The sequence below is a fragment of the Streptomyces sp. NPDC086554 genome, assembly GCF_040686095.1.
In the GTDB taxonomy this organism is placed as follows: Bacteria; Actinomycetota; Actinomycetes; order Streptomycetales; family Streptomycetaceae; genus Streptomyces.
In genome coordinates this window covers 194043-212357 of record NZ_JBFBJK010000003.1, presented here as the reverse complement: position 1 = coordinate 212357, position 18315 = coordinate 194043, and the positions used below count along the sequence as shown (strand labels likewise).

The window sequence follows — 18315 nt, the reverse complement described above, 5'->3', positions numbered from 1 at the left end:
GCCGCACTACCTCGTCCCGAACGACGACGTTACCAGCACACGACTTTAACCAGTAACGCGAATTCCCTATATTGCACTGCTCGTTCCAAAACCTGTACGGTACCGACATGGCCCGACCGAGAACCTTCGACGAGGAACGGGCCCTGGACGCGGCGATGCGCGCCTTCTGGGCGAACGGCTACGAGGCCACCTCGACCCAGGACCTGTGCGACGCCACCGGCCTGGGCCGCAGCAGCATCTACAACACCTTCAGCAGCAAGCACGACCTGTTCCAACGGGCCCTGGCCCGCTACATGGACGCCATGACCGCCACCCAGATCGAGATCATGACGGACACGGAACGCTCGCCGATGGAGCGCATCCGCGCCCTGTTCGCGCGGATCATCGACTCCGAATTCGAGTGCCGCGAGGACGGGCACAGCATCGGCTGCCTGACCGTCAATACGACCGTGGAACTCGCGGGGCGCGACCCCGCGGCCGCCGAACTGCTCGCACGCGACCTCGCGGTACGCCTGGCCGCCTTCCAGGACACCATCCGCGCCGGACAGAGCAGCGGCGACATCACATCGCCGCGGGACGCGGCCGACCTGGCCCGCTTTCTGAACGCCGTCATCGGCGGCATGCGGGTCGCCGCACAGGGCGGCGCCGACCGGGCCACCCTGGAGGCCATCACGGAGACGGCGCTCGACGCGCTGTCCCGCTGGCCCTAACTAACCTCCCCTCAGGCCGACTTGGGCCTCGCAGCATCTTTAGTACGCCCTCGCGCGCTCTCGTACACCCTTGTTTTGCACTGATCAGTCCATAACTAACCAACCATCCTCCGACAGGAGCAGCCCCATGCCCCGCGCCGTATACGTACTGGCCCTCGGCATCTTCGCCATGGTGACCAGCGAATTCGTGGTCGCCGGACTGATGCCGCAGATGGCCGAAGGCCTCGACGCCACGATTCCTGAGATCGGATATCTCATCACCGCCTTTGCCGCGGCGATGGCCATCGGCGGGCCCTTCCTCACCGTGGCCGTACTGAAGATGCGTCAGAAGTCGGCGCTGGCCGTCCTGTTCGCCGTCTTCCTGGCGGGCAACGTGCTCGCCGCCCTCGCCCCGGACTACCGCACCATGCTGGTGGCCCGCGTGATCACAGGCATCGCCTCACAGGCCTTCTTCGGCGTCTCCATCTCCCTCGCCGCGCGGCTCACCCGCCCCGAAGTACGCGGCAGGGCCATCGCGGTGGCCCTCAACGGGCTGATGCTCGGCACGCTTCTCGGCCTCCCGCTCTCCACCGTCATCGGTGAACACCTGGGCTGGCGCGCCGCGTTCTGGGCGATCACAGGGCTGACCGTCCTCGCCGCGCTCGCCACCCTCGCCGGTGTGCCGCACATGGAACGCGCCGACGACGGGGGCGACCTCCGCCAGGAGCTGGGTGCCTTCCGGAACCCCCGCCTGTGGCTGACGCTCACCACCAGCACCTTCATCATCGGCGCGACGTTCTCCGCCTTCAGCTACCTCAACCCGATCCTCACGGAGGTCACCGGCTTCGCCACGGGGACCGTTCCGCTGCTGCTCATCGCATACGGCGCGGCCACCGTCATCGGCAACACCGTCGTGGGCCGGCTCGCCGACAAGCACACGATCCCCGTCCTGCTCGTCGGCCTGCTCCTCAATCTGGGGTTCCTCGTCGGCTTCGCCGCGTTCGCCCAACTCAGCGTCCCCGCCGTGGTGTTCATGATGGGCATCGGTCTTGTCGGAGTCACCATGAACCCGGCCCTTGTGACCCGCGTCCAGCGCACCGGCAACGCCCGGCCGCTGGTCAACACCGTCCACTCCTCGTTCATCACGCTCGGCATCATCATCGCGACGTCCGCCGGCGGACCCGCCATCGATACGTTCGGACTGCGGGCGCCCCTGTGGATCGGCGCCGCACTCGCCGTGCTCGGCCTCGTCAGCCTGCTGCCCGACCTGAAGCGGCGGCGGGCACAAGCGCCAACCACCGCCACCACGGCGGCAGTTGATGCGACGGAACCGGAACCCGCGAAGGTCTAGCCGAGCGCCCCGAGGGGGTCGTCGAGCACCGGCTGCCAGGCCAGCTCGGCGGCCCCCACCAGGCTGTTGTGGTCCAGGGTGCAGGCCAGGATCGGTACGCCCCCGCTGCGCCCCCACAGGCTGCGGTCGGCCACGACGGCACGCAGCCGCTCGGGGTCGGCCTCGAGGAGGGCGCGGTGCAGGCCGCCGAGGATGATCCGGTCCGGGTTGAGGATGTTCACCAGGCCCGCCAGGCCCAGGCCCAGACGGTCGATCAGCTCTTCAGCCGCCGCGCGGACCGAGGGATCCGCGGGGGCGTCGCGGAGCAGATCGCGGGCCTGCTGGAGCAGCCCCTCGGGTCCTGGTTCGCGTCCTGCGGCCGTCAGGAAGGCCAGCGGGTCCGTCTCGACGTCCAGGCAGCCCCGGCTTCCGCAGTGGCAGGGACGGCCCTCGGGGTTGACGGTGAGGTGGCCGACCTCCAGGGCAAGACCCGAACTGCCGGTGTGCAGACGGCCGTCGAGGACGAGCGCGCCGCCGACGCCCCGGTGGCCGGTCGCCACGCACAGCAGATCGCGGGCGCCGCGCCCGGCGCCGTGCCGGTGCTCGGCGAGTGCGGCGAGGTTGACATCGTTGGCGGCGAACGCCGGTCCTTCGATCCCCGCGTCGCGTACGCAGTCGGCGAAGATCTGGCGGACCTGCGAGCCCGCGGGCCACGCCAGGTGCAGCGGGTTGAGCGCGGTGCCCTCCGGCTCGGCGACGGCGGACGGCACCGCGAGGCCCGCCCCGACGCACCGCCGCCCGGTCTCCCGCAGCAGTTGGGCACCCGCGTCGATGACGGACCCGAGCACCTGCGCCGGGTCGGCGTCGATCGTCTCGCAGCCGGGTGCGGTGGCGACGATCCGGCCGCCGAGCCCGACGAGCGCCGCCCGGAAGCCGTCGGAGTGCACCTGCGCGGCGAGCGCCACCGGTCCGTCGTCCGCGATGGAAAGGCCGTGCGACGGCCGCCCCTGCGAGCCCGCGGGCGCGCTCGGCCGCGCGTCGATCCTGATCAGGCCGAGCGCCTCCAACTCGGCGGCGACGGCCCCCGCGGTGGCGCGGGTGACGCCCAGCTCGGCGGTGAGCACGGCACGCGTCGGGGCCCGTCCGGTGTGGACGAGCTCAAGGGCGGGGCCGAGCGCGCCGCGCCCTCGCTCGAGGCGCGTGCGCGTGGACAGATCCCCCTCGGCACGGGGGGCAGCCTTGCCGTTCATGAGGGCGAGTCTCCCATGATCCGTACGCGACCTCGCCGTTCAGTCGCCATCTGCTCTTCCCCTGCCATTCCCTGACGCCTCCACTGCCATTGCGTGAGGCCTGCCGCCTGCCGCTGCCATCCCCTGGCACCACACCAGCACACCCTCTCCGTCTGCTCCCGCCGGCAGCCGACGAACACCACACCGACAAGAACCACCTTGTACGCGACCGGGGTGCACCCCTACTCTGACTTTGTGCCGCCACTAAACAAAACCACGTCCGCAGCGTCGCGGGCCACTCCCCCGGGCCTTCTCCGGCTCCGTGTCGCCCTCACCGTCTTCTTCGCGCTCGACGGCTTCATCTTCGCCGGATGGGTCGTCCGCATCCCCGCCATCAAGGACCAGACCGGCGCTTCGGCGAGCGACCTCGGGCTCGCACTGCTCGGAGTCTCCGCAGGCGCCGTGATCACCATGACCCTGACCGGACGCCTCTGCCGCCGCTTCGGCAGCCATCCGGTGACGGTGGCCTGCGGGGTCCTGATGCCGCTGAGCATCGCGCTGCCGCCGCTGACACATTCGGCACTCGCGCTCGGCCTGGTGCTGCTGATCTTCGGGGCGGCGTACGGCGGGATGAACAGTGGCCAGGCACTAAGACTTCTCCCGGTATCGCACTGACGCTCACTGACCGAAGGACTCGCCCTCACCGAGTCGGGGCGCAGCCACGGCCGCCTCAGCTTCGGCTTCGGCTTCGCGAGCCGAGCGCAGCTGAGTCAGGCCAAGCGAGCCCACCCACACCCACCAGCCCAGTCCCCGTGGGCAACCACGGACAGACGCGGTCAGGCACCCAGCCAGGAGAACGCCCATGCGCCACGCACCCTCCTTGTCGACGCCATCGCAAAGCGTCGCGCCGGAGAACAACCTCACCCGACTCCGCATCATCCTGACGATCTTCTTCGCGCTCGACGGCTTCATCTTCGCCGGATGGGTCGTCCGCATCCCCGCCATCAAGGACCAGACCGGCGCATCGGCCAGCGACCTCGGGCTGGCACTACTCGGCGTGTCCGCGGGCGCCGTCATCACGATGATGCTCACTGGCCGACTCTGCAGCCGCTTCGGCAGCCATCGAGTAACGGTCGTCTGCGCCGTACTGCTGTCACTGAGCGTCGCGCTGCCTCCCTTGACCCACTCTGCGCTAGCGCTCGGTGCAGTGCTGTTGGCCTTTGGCGCAGCCTACGGAGGCATAAATGTCGCTTTTAACAGCGCGGCCGTCGACCTCGTGGCCGCGATACGCCGCCCGATCATGCCCAGCTTCCACGCGGCGTTCAGCCTGGGCGGCATGGTCGGCGCGGGCCTCGGCGGACTGATCGCCGGCTCCCTCTCCCCCACGCGCCACCTGCTCGGCCTCACCGTGATCGGCCTGCTCGTCACCGCCGTCGCCGGACGCACCCTCCTGCGCCTCGAACCCCCGGCGCCACTGGCCGACCGGCCCGACACGGCAAGCACCCCACGCCGCCTCGACTCCCGCACACGCAGACTTGTCCTCGTCTTCGGCCTCATCGCCCTCTGCACCGCCTACGGCGAAGGAGCCCTCGCCGACTGGGGCGCCCTCCACCTCGAACAGGACCTCAACGCCCACCCCGGCATCGCAGCCGCCGGCTACTCCTGCTTCGCCCTGGCCATGACCATCGGCCGCCTCACCGGAACGACCCTGCTCGAACGGCTCGGCCAGACCCCGATACTCGTGGCCGGCGGCACCTTGGCCGCCGTCGGCATGCTCCTGGGCGCGCTCGCCCCGTCCGTGTGGGTGGCGCTTCTCGGCTTCGCCATCACCGGACTCGGGCTCGCCAACATCTTCCCCGTAGCAGTGGAACGTGCGGGCGCGCTGGCCGGACCCAGTGGCGTCGCCACCGCCTCCACACTCGGCTACGGCGGCATGCTCCTGGGACCGCCCGCCATCGGATTCATGGCCGACTGGTTCACCCTCCCCACAGCCCTCACCAGCGTCGCCGTACTGGCCGGCCTCGCCGCCGTGATCGGCTACACAGCCCGCCGCTGACCGAGCCATGGAGCAGGTGTTCACGGAGCGCATCAGGCCACAGCCGTCTCGTTGAGATGCACCTTCAGGTAACTGCGGTGCAGCACCGCGAGTCGACCTACCTCTGCATCGATCAGTCGACAGCGCCGGCATTCATTCGGGTCCAACAGACCATGCTCGCAAGGCTCGTTGTATCCCGCCCAGAACGCCTCTTCTGGAGTGCGGCAAACGGTCGGCCTGTCCATCGTCAATCCAAGCCCAGTGCTCGCCGGAGGCAGCACTCAGCCTGGGCTCGGGGCCGACAATCGCTGCCAGCCGCAACACTGCGGACGCTCGACCGTTCCCGGCCTTTCGCCCTCCGGCTTCGGTCCAGGATGGGGGCCTTGCCACACGCGAGCGCAACCACACTCTCGTTTGGCTGGCAGTGATAGGTAGCAACATCGATGGCCGCATAAGTCAGCCAGCCACTCCCGAGGTGCCTCGGAGACGGGTGACGGCCTCGTGTCATCTTCGATCCCTCTCGGTCCTCATGCATGAAGTGCTCTGTCACTTCTAGAGGCCGCGATTCGGTCCACCTTTCGACACGGTGCGCCGACCGGCTATCCGTCGAGGGTGAGGTTGTGCAGGCGGGTGATGCCGAGCATGGCGTGGTGGACACCGTCGCCTTTGAGGCGGCAATCGCGGAGGATCTTCCACGCCTTGATCCGGGCGAAGACGTGCTCCACGCGGGCGCGGACCTGTTTGTGGGACTTGTTGTACGCCGCTTTCCAGTCGGGCAGGTCTTCGCCCTTGCGGCGCCGGTGCGGCATGACGAGTCCGGTGCCTGGATATCCGCCGTCGGCAATCGTTGTGGTGCGGCGCCGGCTTCCTCCCAGGCTTTACAGTCGTTGCGGTTGCCCGGCAGTGGTCGGCCGACCACAACCACCCGGCAGGTGTCGGCATCGATGACGACCTGGTGGTTGGTGGAGTATCGGTAATTCTTCGACTGCTCGGCTACCTTGTGGTCGCGGGTGGGCACCAGGGTGCCGTCCACGATCAGCATGGTGTCCTTGGCGAACCGGCGCCGCGGCTGCAGGGACATCAGCGGGCCGAGTTGGACGATGATCCGGTCCGCCGCCGACTTCGAGACCCCGAACAGCGGGTCTAGCTGGCGCACCGTCAAGTTCGTACGCCAGTAGGCCACGACCAGCAGCACCCGGTCCTCCAGGACCAGACTCCACGGGCGTCCCCGCCGAACCATGTCGGCGCCCTCACGTCGCAGTGCGGCCACCAACTTGCCGAACCGGCGCGGGCTCAGTCCAGAGAACGGGGCTATCCAAGACGGCTCCGACGCCGTAATCACACCAGTCACACCGTGATCATCCCGCCCGTGGCCGACAGGCCCTCATGAGCCGGCACGGAGCTCGCGTCGAGGTCCGAGCGGCAGATCCGTAAGGTCATCGCATGAACTGGCCAGCCTGCGCCGGCGCGGGCTGCCGGACCCGCGGCGGGTGACCCGGCGGGCGCCATAGGTGCCGCCCGTGACGATGGCCGCCGCGGTCCGCGAGGTCCGCACCACCGGCCGGCCGACACGGAACGGTCACCATAGCCGCGGTCCGGCTGTCGATCCGTTAGCGATCCGTCGGGCAGTCCTCAGGTTGAGGGCGTGGGGTTCTGGGGTGGGTCGGCTCGCCACTCGGCTGCGATGCCTCGCATCAGCGGCGGGTACACGAGCAGGTGCCGGAACGGGGCGATCGCGGCCATGTAAGCCTTCCCGAACAGGCCGTTCGGCTTTACCAGCACGGCCATCTGGCCGCGGTAGCCGCCGACTCCGTCCGGGACCCAGCTCATGTGCATCACCCCGTGCATGGTCCGGTTGCTCATCTCCGACGCCCACTCGTTGTCCGTCAGGTAGATCGAGCGGAAAGGCAGGCGGCTGAACTCGGGTCCGAACCGACCGTCACGCAGATCGGCCGGCAGCCGGTCGCGCAGCGTCGGTACCCGGGAGCCAACTCCGGAGTCGGGGTTGTCCCAGCCGAGTAGCTTCCCGAGTTTCCAGCGGATCGCGAAGAGCGTGCGGGCGACCCAGGACGGGTTGTCCGACGTGTCGCCCACAGTTGTCTGCCGCACCAGGTGCGGGAAGTCGTCGGGGCCTCCGGGCGTCGGCAGCGCCCACACGTCATAGAGGCGGAAGTCGGGCGTGATCTCGTGGATCCGCCAGGGCCGGGAGGTGTGCGCGGTGTTCGGGAGTTTCATTTCGTGGACCTCCATCTGCAGATTTCTCGATTTTGTTGTGCGCCGCAGGTATGTGGTGGTCAGCCGACGTGGGTCTCGGCTGATCCGGTGATCGCACACTTCGGTCGCCCTATGCCGCACTGCGGCCATCGGCTCAGATCTGCCAGCCGCGCCCGATCATTCGCCTCAGCGCCGGATCCACGATCGGGCATCGGGACGGCCTGATGGCGGCCACACAGGTCCTCCCGAACCGTCCGTTCGGCCTGTGCAGCCGAGGGGCAACGCCGTGCGGAACCTAGACCTTGGCAGGTACCTCCCAAGCGGTGACGGCCAGTTCGTCACCCACGGCCAGTTCGCCGGTCTGCAGCACCGAATATTTCGCGCCGAAGGCCACACCCCCGTCTGATGCGCGCCGGTAGGAGGCGAGTGTGCGCAGAGGCTCCGGCCCGGTCCTGCTGCCGGTCGTCTGATCGACAAGGGTGACGGCACAGCGGATGGCGAGCTTGGCAAAGCCCAGTTCGGCGCCGCCGATCACGATCCGCCGGGCTTGGTCCTCCAGGTGCGGCTCATCCCATCCGTCCAACACGACATTGGGGCGGAAGCGGCTCATCGGAACTGCCGTGCCGCCCGCTGCAGCGATCCGCTCATTGAGGGCGTTGAGGGTGGCCCGGGAGATGATGTGCACAGGACTGCTGTCGGCGTAGCCGGATGTTCCCGAGGTGAGGCCATCGGCGACGCGGTCGTGTTCCGGCGGTACGCGCACCAGTCTGCTTTCCGCGTCGAGCACGTCGGTCAGCCAGCGAGCTGCCGCCTCACCCTGGTCGATCCCCCGGTACGGCGTGCCGAACAACGTCACGTCACGGCGGGTCGATGTGATGTCCACCTCAACACACAGGGCTTCAGCGCCCGCTGCTTGCAGTGTGAGCAAGCCTGCGTCCGGGCTGGGCTCAGGGCGGATCACTGCGAACCGGGGATCTCGCCACTGGCTGCGGAATACGCCTCGGCTGTCGACCACCATGAAGCTCCGGTCATGCTGGAGTCCGGCACGCGTGAGCTGAGCCTCCGCCACCGAGGTCCCAGAGCAGCCTTTGACGGGATAAGTAATCAGGTCGACTACTGCAGCCATGCGATCACACCCGGTTCTGTCCGGCCGGTCATGTGACTGCCTGGTGGGCCGAGTGGTTGTCGGGGGTATGGGGTGGTTCATCGGCGAGGTAGGGGGGTGCAGGCTCGTACTGGATGTACCGGCGGACCGCGCGGGCGTGTTCGCGTCCGTGGATCCGGCCGATCAGCCAGAGGGCCATGTCGATCCCGGCGGACACACCCTGACTGGTGACCAGGTTTCCGTCCACCACATAGCGCGCGTCGCGAACCACGGTGATGTCGCCGCGGGATTCCAGGGTGTCTTCGAGGGAATAGTGCGTGGCCACCCGTCGGCCACGGGCCGGACCGGCCTCGTGCAGGAGAAGGGCGCCGGTGCACACACTGGTGACCCAGGTGACGTTGGTGGATGTCTGGGCAATCCATTCGATCAGCACCGGGTTGCTCACCTGACGGCGGGTGCCGTTGCCGCCGGGGACCAGGAGCACGTCCAGCTGCGGATGGTCTTCGAGTGTGTGGTCGGAGAGCACCTGCATGCCCTTGTTGCAGCGCACAGGGCCGGGGTGCTCTGCTATCAGAACCGAGGTGTCGGCGTGGCCGCGCAGCATTGAGGAGGAGGTGAACACCTCCCACGGCCCGGTGAAGTCCAGTTCCTCGGCGCCTTCAAAGATCAGCAGCCCGTAAGTGGTCATGAGAATTCCCTGTTACTTCCTTGTTGAGCGGAATCGGTCCCGGTAGTCGGACGGCGCCACGCCGAGGTGGCGGTGGAACGCCCGCCGCAGCGTCTCGGCGGTGCCCAGGCCACAGCGGCGGGCGATGGCCGAGACGGGATCGGTGCCCTCGGCCAGGGCGCGCCGGGCGGCCTCGATGCGTACCCGCTCCACGTACTCGGCTGGCGGGACGCCGAGCTCGGCGGTGAATCTTCGTTGCAGGTGACGCGGGCTGAGCCCGGCTCGGGCGGCCAGGTGGCCAATGGTGTGCGGGGCACCGGGGTCGGCGTGGACCGACGACACCGCGGCCCGGATCGGGTCGGTGGAGGGCTGGGCCGACCACAGCGGGACACTGAACTGCGCCTGGTTTCCCGGTCGGCGTAGGAACAACACCAGTTCCTGGGCGATGGTGTGGGCGACTTTCGGGCCGAGGTCGTCCTCCACCAAGGCGAGCGCCAGATCCATGCCGGCGGTCACCCCGGCCGAGGTCCATACCCGTCTGTCATGGATGAAGATCGGATGGGTATCGACGTCCAACTCCGGGTGTTCGTCCGTGATTTGCCGGGCGCGGCTCCAGTGAGTGGTCACCCTGTGGTCTGTGGCCAACCCGGCTGCGGCGAGCAGAAACACGCCACTGCATACCGATGCGACCCGGCGAGTCGTGGCTCCGGCGGCGGCGATCCATCCCACCAGGGCCCGGTCCGACCGGGCCCTGTCGACCCCGCTGCCGCCCATCACCACCAGGGTGTCGATCCCGTTGGGGTCCAGATCACCGATGCCGTGGTCAGCGTGTATCCGCACGCCGCCGTCCGACCGCACCAGCCCCCTCGCAGGGCCCACGATCTCGCAGACGTATCCGGGACGGAGCCGACCCGCCTGCTGGAATACCTCGAGCGGTCCGGCGAAGTCGAGTGACTGGAACCCCTCGAAGACCACAAACACGATGCGCTGTTGATCCACCACTTCAGCCTGCGGCCCTCAGTGACGCGACGTCAACGACACCCATCCCACACTTCGCGCCATCACTTGCCGACTCGGCGCGCCAGCTGCTGTCCTGTCCCGTCTCCAAGGATCTGAGCCCCGTCCCACGTGATTCGGTCCGATGCGCCTGCAGTCTCAGGTGGACTGTTTCGACGACGTGTGTGAAGCGGGCTGCCGCTCGTTGGATGCCATCTCCCGCACCCAAGCCAGCGGATACCCACGCCGTACGCACGGCAGCCGGACGTGAAGAACGGCCAGACGTGCGGGAGCCTTTGCTGTCGCTCGATCAGCAACGTGGGCGCTGGCGCCGGTAGTACGAGACGGTGACGGCGGCGAGCAGCGGTCCCCAAAGGACCAGCGGCTGGTAGATGATCCCCACCATAAGACGTCCGGTGTCAGTCATGTCGGCATGCGGATGGGTCCACCACCAGGGCATGCTGGCCCACATCGCGGTCAGCGCCACTGCGCCGAGGGCAGCTGGCACCGTGGCGGCCAGGGGGTGTACGGGGCGGCCGCCGATCAGCGGGATCCAGCGGGGGACGTCCTCTCCCCATGGCCGTACCAGACCGATCGTCAAAAAGGCCAGCAGCTCGCAGACCACGCTCAGAGCCAGCATCCAGATCTTCGCGCCGGGCGTCTGGAACGGCACGAAGCCCGCCTCGTGATAGCCGGACGGATAGCCGAGGACCAGTGCGATGCGCCAGAGCCCGGACGGCAGCACCACCAGCGTGGTGAGGTGCGCGGCCCAGACCGCCCAGCGCGGAGGGGGAGTAGTGGGGTGCGTGGTCATGCGGCTGATCTTGGCGGATCGCTCGGCGCCTGCCATCGGCATACGGGAGGGTGGGCGATGGCCGCTTGGCGGAGCGGCGGTCAATCTCGAGGATGACGGCGAAGCCGGACCAGATCGGCTGAGACAGCCTCCGGCATCCAGACGCCCAGCGCAACGGCTCCTCCGGCAACCAGCCATACGGTGTCCATGGCTCAGCGACCGGACCTCAGGCGATCGACACAGCGTCCAAGCCCAACGCCTCCGAGTAGGAGGCCCGGGCTGCACTCATGGCCCCGCCTGCGAGGCCCCGGCGACGTCAGATGCGCGGGGGCCCTCGCTCCAGCCGTCGGACCGGTACCGACTGCGCCCTCCTGTCAAGCCTCGGCGGTAGCACTCGAAGTACGCCGCTCGGGTGAGGAGGGCGCGACCGCAGTCCGACGCGTGGCGGTACCTCGCGCACCAGTGTGGATCACATGTTGAGAGTGAATACGCTGCCGAATGTGCCGCGTTGGGCGGAACGTGCCGCCGTGGGAGCCGCGTTGAGCAATGTGCCCTCGGGGCTGTGGCGCCTGGCCATCGCGGTGGGCCTTCCGGTCGGGCTGGCCCAGTCCGAGTACGACCAGATGCACGCCCCTGGCTGGGGATCGTTCTACCTTGTCGGCCTCAGCCTGGTCTCCGAGCTCTTCGCGTTCCTCACCCTCGGGCTCGTACAGAGCTGGGGCGAGACGTGGCCGCGCTGGATCCCGTATCTGCGCGGCCGTCGGGTCCCGGTCCTCCCGGCCACCATCGCGGCGGGGCTCGGCGCGATGGCCACGACGGCCTTCGGGGCGATGTTCGTCTACACGTCGGTCAACGCGGACATGGACGCCTCCCCCTGGGGCACTTGGCTGCTCAACCTCGCCTACGCCCCACTGCTCCTGTGGGGTCCGCTGCTGGGTACGGTCGCGATGCACTACTACCGTCGCCGGACGGCCGTCTCGCCCGTACCGGTGTGAGCGTCTGAGCCACGGCGACCATTGAGCGCTTCAGTTGGCGAGTCCGCCACATGAAACGCTCAGTCTCGATCCAGTGCACCAAGTCCATTTTTTCGACCACCTCGTCGAAGACGACGTGGTCGCCGTCCAACCGGCGGGTGGCGACGGTGGTGATGAAAAACTCGCGGATGCGTAATCACCCGAACACCCAGGTCTTCTGCGGCCCTCGGTCATAGTCGAGTTCGGCTTTGATCCGATGCCCGTCCGGTGACCAGCCCGCAGTCGGCCTTTCATGGCGTTCATGGGGAGCTGATTGAGAGGGTCCTCGGTCAGGTCTTTCAGCTTGATCACGCGTGCACCACCGGCCCTCTCTTAGACGGCATGGCTATTTCTCTAGTTTCGCATTCTGTGGGCTCCGCTGTCCTGTCTATCTGCGCGGGGCGTGGAACATCGAGGCGTTCCACTCGAGGCCAAGACAGCCTGTCTGCGCATCGTGACATCCACAGCCGACACCAGTAGCGGCGGACAGCAGCAGCCTCGTCGAGCGGTCTACATCGACGGGGGAGCCCTCAGTGCCGTACAGCAGCGCAGTACCGCAACCCCAGCAACCGATCACGGACGGTGGTAACCGCTGCGGACCGCAAGGCGACCGGTCTGCCCCTCGCTGACCGATCCCCATAGATCTACGGATCAGAAGGTCACAAGAGCAGATGCACCGACACGCTACTGTGCCGGTGCATCGCTCTTGAGGGGGACTGATGACCGATCGATCTTGGGAACTCATACAGGCGAACAACCTGCTCGGAACTCTCACGCTCGACGAGATCGACCAACCTTGGTTTCGCTGCCACTTCACCGGGACGTCGGCCTGGGAAGGCGTTCGCCCCATCCTTGAGGAGTGGACCCACTCGATAGAGGCAGAGCAGCCTGACCCTCCAAGGGTTAATCGAGCCATGGGAGCGGTGGATGCTCTAGAGCTGTCATTGGTGCCTGCCGACGGCAGCGAACCGATCGACGACTTCCTCATCCACGTAAGGGGCACTCAGGCCAGCTTCCGCTACTAGTTACTCGTAGAGCTCGCGGCTGAGACCAACAGTTGATCGTGCCAGACCCGTGCCAGGTTGGACGGGGAACCACGGAGAATCACGGACGTCCAGGAGACACCCGCCAGGCCCTTGCAGGCCGTTCCCCCGCAGGTCAGATGGACGGCTGGCCCTAGATTCACTGAGCTTCCCAAGCTGATGGCTCAGGCAGTGTGCTCACGAACCGGTCGTCCTAGCTTCCCCAAGTCGGCGACACCTCGGCACCGTGGCTGAGGCCAGTGGGAGTGCAGCGAGGCGCACGCGCGCCTAGCCAGTCGGCAACCTCACCATCGTGGCTGGCTGTCGGTTGTTGAGGTACAGACGACTTGAATCCACGGCGCACCGCGCGGTCCGGCTGCGGTGACGTCCCTGCCCTGCGTGATTCTGCGAGGTGGAAGGGGAATGCAGCCCTGTGGCGGAGTAAGCCCAGGGGAGGGGTAGGCAGGTGGCGCAACAGGGTAGCGACTATCAGCGGCAGCAGCAGGCTTTACGACGTGCCCAGGAGCAACGGGCACGACAAGCGGAGCGGGAACGCAAGGCTGCTGAGACGGCCAGCAAACGGCAGGAACGCGAGCGGAAGGCCGCGTATCAGGAGCAGCAGGTGGAACAGGCGCAGGTGCGCACGATCGGGTCGAGTACGAGGTCGAGCAGCTAGGGCAGTTGCTTCGTGACGCGTTGGTTGGTGATCCGCCAACGACTTTTGAGCGCCGGCAAAGGACCCATACGCCAACAGAGTTAGACGAACGACCTTGGTCTCGTCCTGAACCTTCCCCGCGCTGGGAGGAGTTTGCACCGCCAGAACCTGGCGGTCTGGCTGCTGTCCTGGGTCTCGGCAGGAAGCGCTATGAAGCTGAGGTTGCAGCGGCGTGCGTGCGTTTCAGCGAGGCACAAGAACGCCACGGGCGATCCGAAGCGAAGCGGCTGGCAAAACTGGAGCAGAAGCGTGCCGAGCGCCACCAGGCCGAAACGCAAGCCCTCAACGAGGTGGCGATTTTCAACGGGAAGTTGGACGAGGAGCGCGAGGCGTACAGAGCCGGGGAGCCTGCGGCGGTCGAGGCTCATCTGGGGGCCGTTCTGGATGCGTCGGAGTACCCAGTGGGCTTCCCGCACGAGCATCGAATCGCCTTTCGACCTGCCACCGGTGACGTACTCATTGAGATCCACGCAAGAAGAAGCTTCCCGACGCAGTAGAGCGTCTAAGACCGGTGGGAGGTTCTCGGTTGCAGGTCATCTCGCATGACCTTTTGTAGAGTTTCCAGCTCCTGGAAGAACGGTTGTCTTACTGCTTCGTATTCCTCGGATTCCGGCCGAATAGGCTGCGCGGCGAGGAGCTCCCGAATGGAGCGGAGCTTTCGATAAACCGACAAAGCGGCTTGATATATGCGATCGGGAGAAACAATAGCCAACTCCCGAAGCACGGCTTTCGAGTCACTATTTTGAGGGTCACTGTGGAAGGCATCGTGAACCCCTTGCCGCCGGACATCATCTGACTGCTCGCGGAATGCAGCCATTATCATGCGACTATGCGTCTGCGCTAGAGATGCCAAGAAGCGCGCATATACAACGCGTTTCGTCTCATTCCAGTACCGGTCTTGTTCTCTGCGCGACCGCACGAAGTCGGCGACGAGAGTCGTCCCGACACCGAAGACCGCACCGATGGCTGCAACCGCGAGAGTCCCCAACTCCATGTATGCAGCGTACGTTTCTCGCTACTTGGGAACCAGAGGTCACGACTTCGGCCGTTCGCCCAGCTCACCGCCTGAAGGGGGCCGCAAATGATCACAGCATCCCAAGCTGATGGCCCGACAACTCAGTACGGCCGCGCAATCTCGTGCTCTCCCAACGCAGCCTCGTGCCGTGCCAGCAGAGCATCCAGGTTCGCCAGAAGAAGGTCGGCGCAGTCCCGAACTTCAGCCAAGTCGCCTCGCTCGCGTACCTCCACCACCTCGGCCACGTCGCTGCGGAGGATGTGAAGGGAGTCACCCTGCGTCAGGGCCCCGGGGAACCGTCTGCCGGGCATGCGAACCACGGCGTCGTTGCCAACAGATGTGAACAGCTCGGCCTCAATACGCACCATCAACCTGACATCACCAGCTGACATCAACGACCGTGGACGCAGGCAGCTTTGAGCGATCGCACACGCCATATCGGTTGGACCGCGAGGGCCGTATGAAAGCCGCTCGATCGAACTCCTAAAGCAGTGGTCACCTGTCCTCTGACATTCAGCTCATCCAGCCCACCCGGTTGGTTCTGCCGACCGCGGCGCAAGCGCCATGCAGAACAGTGGCCCCGTACGACGGTCCGCCGAGGAGCGGTGCTGTACGGGGCCAGGAGCCGACTAGGGCACGTCTCGTGGATCTTTGCTATGTGGCACGAGAATGGCGGGTTCAGGCCAATCGCTCAGTTTCAGGTGGGGCTGGCGGTGCGGGGCTCTGAGGCGGGCTGCCCCGGGGCCTGTCCGCGTTCCTCTCACGCCGTGCCGGCTACCGGTTCGGCGGAGGTCCAGAGGTGATCGATGGCGGTGATGCCGGGGGCGCCGAGGGCCTTGGGTGTGCTGGTGAGGGGCTGGGCGGCGTGGGTGAGGTCGAGTCCGGCGACCTGGTAGCGGCGGGTCATCTGGCGGGGGTAGAACCAGCGGACGGCGGTGATCGGGTGGGCCACGGCGGTGGCGGCGAAGTCGACTAGGACGGGATCGGCCCGGCGGTCGGCCAGGTCGTCGAGGCGGCGCTGGGTCTCGGCCATCGCCCGGTCGGCGAGGTCGGCCAGACGCTCGGCTGCCTGCTGCATCGAGATACCGTCCTCGCGGGCGAAGGTGTTGACCAGGTTGCTGTCGACGTCGTGCTCGGCGTAGCCGGAGAAGAGGTCGTTGTGCGCGGCGGCGGCCACGGCGACCAGCTTCCAGATGGTGGCCGCGGGCGGCTGGAGGATCTGCTCGACGGTCAGGGTCGGGAACGCGGCGGCGGTGAACGCCTCGATGAGGGGCAGGGCTACCGAGGTCAGCCGGTCGGAGAGGGCTTCGGTGAGCGGGGGCCGATATCCGGCGGTTTCCTGGCCGGTCAGCCGGTGCTCGATGGTGATCCATTCGAGGAACCGGGTGACCTGGAGGTGGAGTTTTTCGGCCGTGGTGAACTCGGCGAGATCGCGGTTGGCCCGCAGGAACGCCTTGGCGAGCGGGTCGGCGACGAGTTCCTCCGCACCGGGGTCGGTGACGAGTGCGACGACCTGGTCCGCGCTGGCCCTCAGCAGTTGGCCGGCCATGCCGGGCAGCCCGTGCGTGGCGGCTTCCGAGGACTGCGGCTTGTCCTCCAGGCCGGCGATGACGAAGAACGGCGCGATCGACAGGAGGGCCTCGACGTCGCCGACCGGGTGGCAGCGCACGAACAGCTCGCTCATCTCCAAGCTGTCGTAGGCGGCGGCGTACTCCGGGACGGCCCGCAGACCGTACTCGGCGAAGCGCAGATCGATTAGGTGCTTGATTTCCTCGGCGTGCCGGTGTCGCGGCGGCACCGGCGGGCAATACAGGCTGGGGATCGTGTAGGGCAGGACGGGTGAGGCGGACACAGGGTGCTCCTCCTGGTGCGGGCTCTCAGCGGTCACGGGCGGTCAGGAGCTCGGCGAGGGCCGTCAGCTCGGCGCCGGCCTGTGGCTCGGGCTGGGCCAGGTCAAGGTGCTTGAGCGCGTCGGCGGTGTACTGACGGGCCCGCTCCAGTGTGGCTTCCCGGGCGCTGGTCTTCTCGATCAGCTCGGCCGCCCGAAGACACTCCTCGCCGGTCAGGGGCTCCTGCGCCCGGTAGAGGGCGCGCAGTTCCCGGGCGGATGGGGTGTCGCCGGTCATCGCGGTGGCGACGGGCAGGGTCATCTTGCGGGCCCGCAGGTCGGAGAGGGCGGGCTTCCCGGTGACGGCCTGGTCGCCCCAGATGCCCAGGACGTCGTCCATGCGCTGGAACGCGATCCCCAGGTGGTGGCCGAACGCACGCAGGTGTCCGGCGCGCTCGGGGCCGGCGTTGTGGGCGGCGGCCCCGAGTTCGCAGGCGCAAGCCAGAAGTTCCCCTGTCTTGCCCGCGGCGACGGCCAGCACCTGGTGCTCGGTCGCGTCGGCGGTGGCCTCCAGCAGGGTGTCGAGGTACTCGCCCTCGATGAGGGCCTGCACACAGGCCAGCAGGACCGGCACGGTGCGGCTGGCCTCCGGCAGGTCGGCGAGGGTCTGTACGGCGGTGAAGAACAGGGCGTCGCCCGCGAGGATCGCGGCGGGCAGGCCCTTGGCAGCCCACAGGGCGGGGCGGCCGCGACGTTGGGGGGCGTGGTCGATGATGTCGTCGTGGAGGAGGCTGGCGTTGTGGACGAGCTCGACAGCCACAGCGGCCGGAGCGGCGGCCTCCGCGCGCCCGCCCACGGCCTGGCACGCCAGCAAAGTCAGGGCCGGGCGGACCGACTTGTGCGCGGGCGCGGTCTCCAGGGCGGCACCGTCATCGTTCCACCACCCGAAATGAAGGCCAGCGACATGCCGGATCTCCGGCGGCAGGCCGGAGACCCGCGAACGGATGAGCGGGCCGACCGTGACGGCCGCCTGCGCCAGGACCGCCGCACTGTCGCGTGGCGAGACAGCCACTCCGGCCCCCTTCCGCGGTAATGACCGCATCCGGACCAGCATGATGCGAGCCCAGCCCGCGAGACAGGGCACGCAGACCGGCGCACGAGGCACGGCTTGGCTCGACTCGCGCTCCAGCTCCACCAGACGGCACACGTTGCTTCCATACAGTCAGCATTGTCAGTAAACCTGTCGCCATGCCCATTTTCATGAGTGCGAGGCAGGCTCGGACACTGCCTGTGAACTGTCCAGCGGTGCCTAACCAAGCTCGACGGCGTCCGCGACGAATTCGGGAACGACTGGAACAAGAACCTGTCCAGAACGGCATCGCCATCCCCTTATCGATCCACTTCAAGGAACCGGTCAAGGTACGTCGCGTCATCGTCTGCATGACCAAGCCGAGCTGGGGCCACCTCCAGCCGCTGTCCCGTCTGTCGTTTGACCTGCCTGATCGTCACCGGGCCGCTGGAGTTCAGCTTTAACCTTCCGCAGCGCACGGTGGGCCGCCACGTCCTGCTGGTTGAGATCGACCTTCCCGACACCGCCGACGTCATCTACCAAAGTATCGACATCAACTACACGAACTGAGCACTCGTACGCCGCTGAGCGACGC

General features: G+C 67.5%; 16 protein-coding genes and 3 pseudogenes. 8 read left to right on the top strand and 11 right to left on the bottom strand.

Annotation, left to right across the window (positions count from 1 at the left end; genetic code table 11):
• Positions 1 to 107 precede the first annotated feature (107 nt).
• Both AB0O76_RS05995 and AB0O76_RS05990 read left to right on the top strand, forming a co-directional pair.
• A complete protein-coding gene (locus AB0O76_RS05995; protein ID WP_365485931.1) occupies positions 108 to 710 on the top strand; it encodes a TetR/AcrR family transcriptional regulator in 603 nt (200 codons plus the stop codon).
• Positions 711 to 837: 127 nt separating this feature from the next.
• Positions 838 to 2040, top strand: a complete 1203-nt coding sequence (locus tag AB0O76_RS05990; protein WP_365485929.1) for an MFS transporter — start codon at positions 838 to 840, stop codon at positions 2038 to 2040.
• Here the strand turns inward: AB0O76_RS05990 and AB0O76_RS05985 are convergent.
• On the bottom strand, positions 2037 to 3269 hold the full coding sequence (locus AB0O76_RS05985; protein WP_365485927.1) for an ROK family protein: 1233 nt from the start codon (positions 3267 to 3269) through the stop codon (positions 2037 to 2039). The genes AB0O76_RS05990 and AB0O76_RS05985 overlap by 4 nt on opposite strands.
• 234 nt (positions 3270 to 3503) lie before the next feature.
• Between AB0O76_RS05985 and AB0O76_RS05980 the strand changes: the two are divergent.
• Both AB0O76_RS05980 and AB0O76_RS05975 read left to right on the top strand, forming a co-directional pair.
• Positions 3504 to 3884: pseudogene (locus AB0O76_RS05980) on the top strand (MFS transporter); the annotation flags it as partial.
• A 226-nt stretch (positions 3885 to 4110) separates the two neighbouring features.
• The gene (locus AB0O76_RS05975; RefSeq protein WP_365485925.1) at positions 4111 to 5304 is read left to right on the top strand and encodes an MFS transporter; all 1194 of its coding nucleotides are present in this window, start codon (positions 4111 to 4113) and stop codon (positions 5302 to 5304) included.
• Positions 5305 to 5882: 578 nt separating this feature from the next.
• On the opposite strand, the pseudogene AB0O76_RS05970 reads toward AB0O76_RS05975, so the two are convergent.
• The 6 genes and pseudogenes from AB0O76_RS05970 to AB0O76_RS05945 all read right to left on the bottom strand — a co-directional run bounded on the left by AB0O76_RS05970 (position 5883) and on the right by AB0O76_RS05945 (position 11079).
• Positions 5883 to 6634 (bottom strand): annotated as a pseudogene (locus tag AB0O76_RS05970) (transposase).
• 281 nt (positions 6635 to 6915) lie between these two features.
• Positions 6916 to 7518, bottom strand: a complete 603-nt coding sequence (locus AB0O76_RS05965; protein ID WP_365485923.1) for a DUF2867 domain-containing protein — start codon at positions 7516 to 7518, stop codon at positions 6916 to 6918.
• 274 nt (positions 7519 to 7792) lie between these two features.
• Complete coding sequence (locus AB0O76_RS05960; RefSeq protein WP_365485921.1) at positions 7793 to 8623, bottom strand: MOSC N-terminal beta barrel domain-containing protein; 831 nt, start codon at positions 8621 to 8623, stop codon at positions 7793 to 7795.
• A gap of 28 nt (positions 8624 to 8651) precedes the next feature.
• Positions 8652 to 9290 carry a DJ-1/PfpI family protein gene (locus AB0O76_RS05955; protein WP_365485919.1) on the bottom strand — a complete coding sequence of 213 codons (639 nt, stop codon included), beginning with the start codon at positions 9288 to 9290 and terminating at the stop codon, positions 8652 to 8654.
• 12 nt (positions 9291 to 9302) lie between these two features.
• Complete coding sequence (locus AB0O76_RS05950) at positions 9303 to 10268, bottom strand: GlxA family transcriptional regulator (RefSeq protein ID WP_365485917.1); 966 nt, start codon at positions 10266 to 10268, stop codon at positions 9303 to 9305.
• Positions 10269 to 10575: 307 nt separating this feature from the next.
• Positions 10576 to 11079 carry a hypothetical protein gene (locus tag AB0O76_RS05945; RefSeq protein ID WP_365485915.1) on the bottom strand — a complete coding sequence of 168 codons (504 nt, stop codon included), beginning with the start codon at positions 11077 to 11079 and terminating at the stop codon, positions 10576 to 10578.
• 527 nt (positions 11080 to 11606) lie between these two features.
• Here AB0O76_RS05945 and AB0O76_RS05940 point away from each other — a divergent pair.
• Positions 11607 to 12053: a hypothetical protein gene (locus AB0O76_RS05940; RefSeq protein ID WP_365486333.1), complete on the top strand. Its 447-nt coding sequence runs from the start codon at positions 11607 to 11609 to the stop codon at positions 12051 to 12053.
• Between the two features lie 64 nt (positions 12054 to 12117).
• On the opposite strand, the pseudogene AB0O76_RS05935 reads toward AB0O76_RS05940, so the two are convergent.
• Positions 12118 to 12216: pseudogene (locus AB0O76_RS05935) on the bottom strand (peptidylprolyl isomerase); the annotation flags it as partial.
• A 574-nt stretch (positions 12217 to 12790) separates the two neighbouring features.
• On the opposite strand from AB0O76_RS05935, the gene AB0O76_RS05930 reads away from it, so the two are divergent.
• Positions 12791 to 13096 (top strand): hypothetical protein, encoded by a 306-nt coding sequence (locus AB0O76_RS05930; protein ID WP_365485914.1) that lies wholly within the window; start codon positions 12791 to 12793, stop codon positions 13094 to 13096.
• 888 nt (positions 13097 to 13984) lie between these two features.
• Positions 13985 to 14305, top strand: coding sequence for a hypothetical protein (locus tag AB0O76_RS05925; RefSeq protein ID WP_365485912.1), 321 nt, complete (start codon positions 13985 to 13987; stop codon positions 14303 to 14305).
• Between the two features lie 619 nt (positions 14306 to 14924).
• On the opposite strand, the gene AB0O76_RS05920 is transcribed toward AB0O76_RS05925, so the two are convergent.
• From AB0O76_RS05920 to AB0O76_RS05910, 3 genes are all read right to left on the bottom strand, one after another.
• Positions 14925 to 15191 carry a hypothetical protein gene (locus tag AB0O76_RS05920; RefSeq protein WP_365485910.1) on the bottom strand — a complete coding sequence of 89 codons (267 nt, stop codon included), beginning with the start codon at positions 15189 to 15191 and terminating at the stop codon, positions 14925 to 14927.
• 392 nt (positions 15192 to 15583) lie between these two features.
• Entirely contained in the window at positions 15584 to 16675 is a 1092-nt protein-coding gene (locus AB0O76_RS05915) for a terpene synthase family protein (RefSeq protein WP_365485908.1), read from the bottom strand.
• Positions 16676 to 16700: 25 nt separating this feature from the next.
• Positions 16701 to 17723, bottom strand: a complete 1023-nt coding sequence (locus tag AB0O76_RS05910; protein ID WP_365485906.1) for a polyprenyl synthetase family protein — start codon at positions 17721 to 17723, stop codon at positions 16701 to 16703.
• Between the two features lie 417 nt (positions 17724 to 18140).
• Between AB0O76_RS05910 and AB0O76_RS05905 the strand changes: the two genes are divergently transcribed.
• The gene (locus AB0O76_RS05905) at positions 18141 to 18290 is read left to right on the top strand and encodes a hypothetical protein (protein ID WP_365485904.1); all 150 of its coding nucleotides are present in this window, start codon (positions 18141 to 18143) and stop codon (positions 18288 to 18290) included.
• Positions 18291 to 18315: the final 25 nt, after the last annotated feature.

Excerpts from the sequence above, each read along its gene's own strand:
- AB0O76_RS05995 (WP_365485931.1), top strand. The coding sequence starts at position 108 with ATGGCCCGACCGAGAACCTTCGACGAGGAACGGGCCCTGGACGCGGCG.
- AB0O76_RS05990 (WP_365485929.1), top strand. The coding sequence starts at position 838 with ATGCCCCGCGCCGTATACGTACTGGCCCTCGGCATCTTCGCCATGGTG.
- AB0O76_RS05985 (WP_365485927.1), bottom strand. The coding sequence starts at position 3,269 with ATGAACGGCAAGGCTGCCCCCCGTGCCGAGGGGGATCTGTCCACGCGC.
- AB0O76_RS05975 (WP_365485925.1), top strand. The coding sequence starts at position 4,111 with ATGCGCCACGCACCCTCCTTGTCGACGCCATCGCAAAGCGTCGCGCCG.
- AB0O76_RS05965 (WP_365485923.1), bottom strand. The coding sequence starts at position 7,518 with ATGAAACTCCCGAACACCGCGCACACCTCCCGGCCCTGGCGGATCCAC.
- AB0O76_RS05960 (WP_365485921.1), bottom strand. The coding sequence starts at position 8,623 with ATGGCTGCAGTAGTCGACCTGATTACTTATCCCGTCAAAGGCTGCTCT.
- AB0O76_RS05955 (WP_365485919.1), bottom strand. The coding sequence starts at position 9,290 with ATGACCACTTACGGGCTGCTGATCTTTGAAGGCGCCGAGGAACTGGAC.
- AB0O76_RS05945 (WP_365485915.1), bottom strand. The coding sequence starts at position 11,079 with ATGACCACGCACCCCACTACTCCCCCTCCGCGCTGGGCGGTCTGGGCC.
- AB0O76_RS05930 (WP_365485914.1), top strand. The coding sequence starts at position 12,791 with ATGACCGATCGATCTTGGGAACTCATACAGGCGAACAACCTGCTCGGA.
- AB0O76_RS05920 (WP_365485910.1), bottom strand. The coding sequence starts at position 15,191 with ATGGTGCGTATTGAGGCCGAGCTGTTCACATCTGTTGGCAACGACGCC.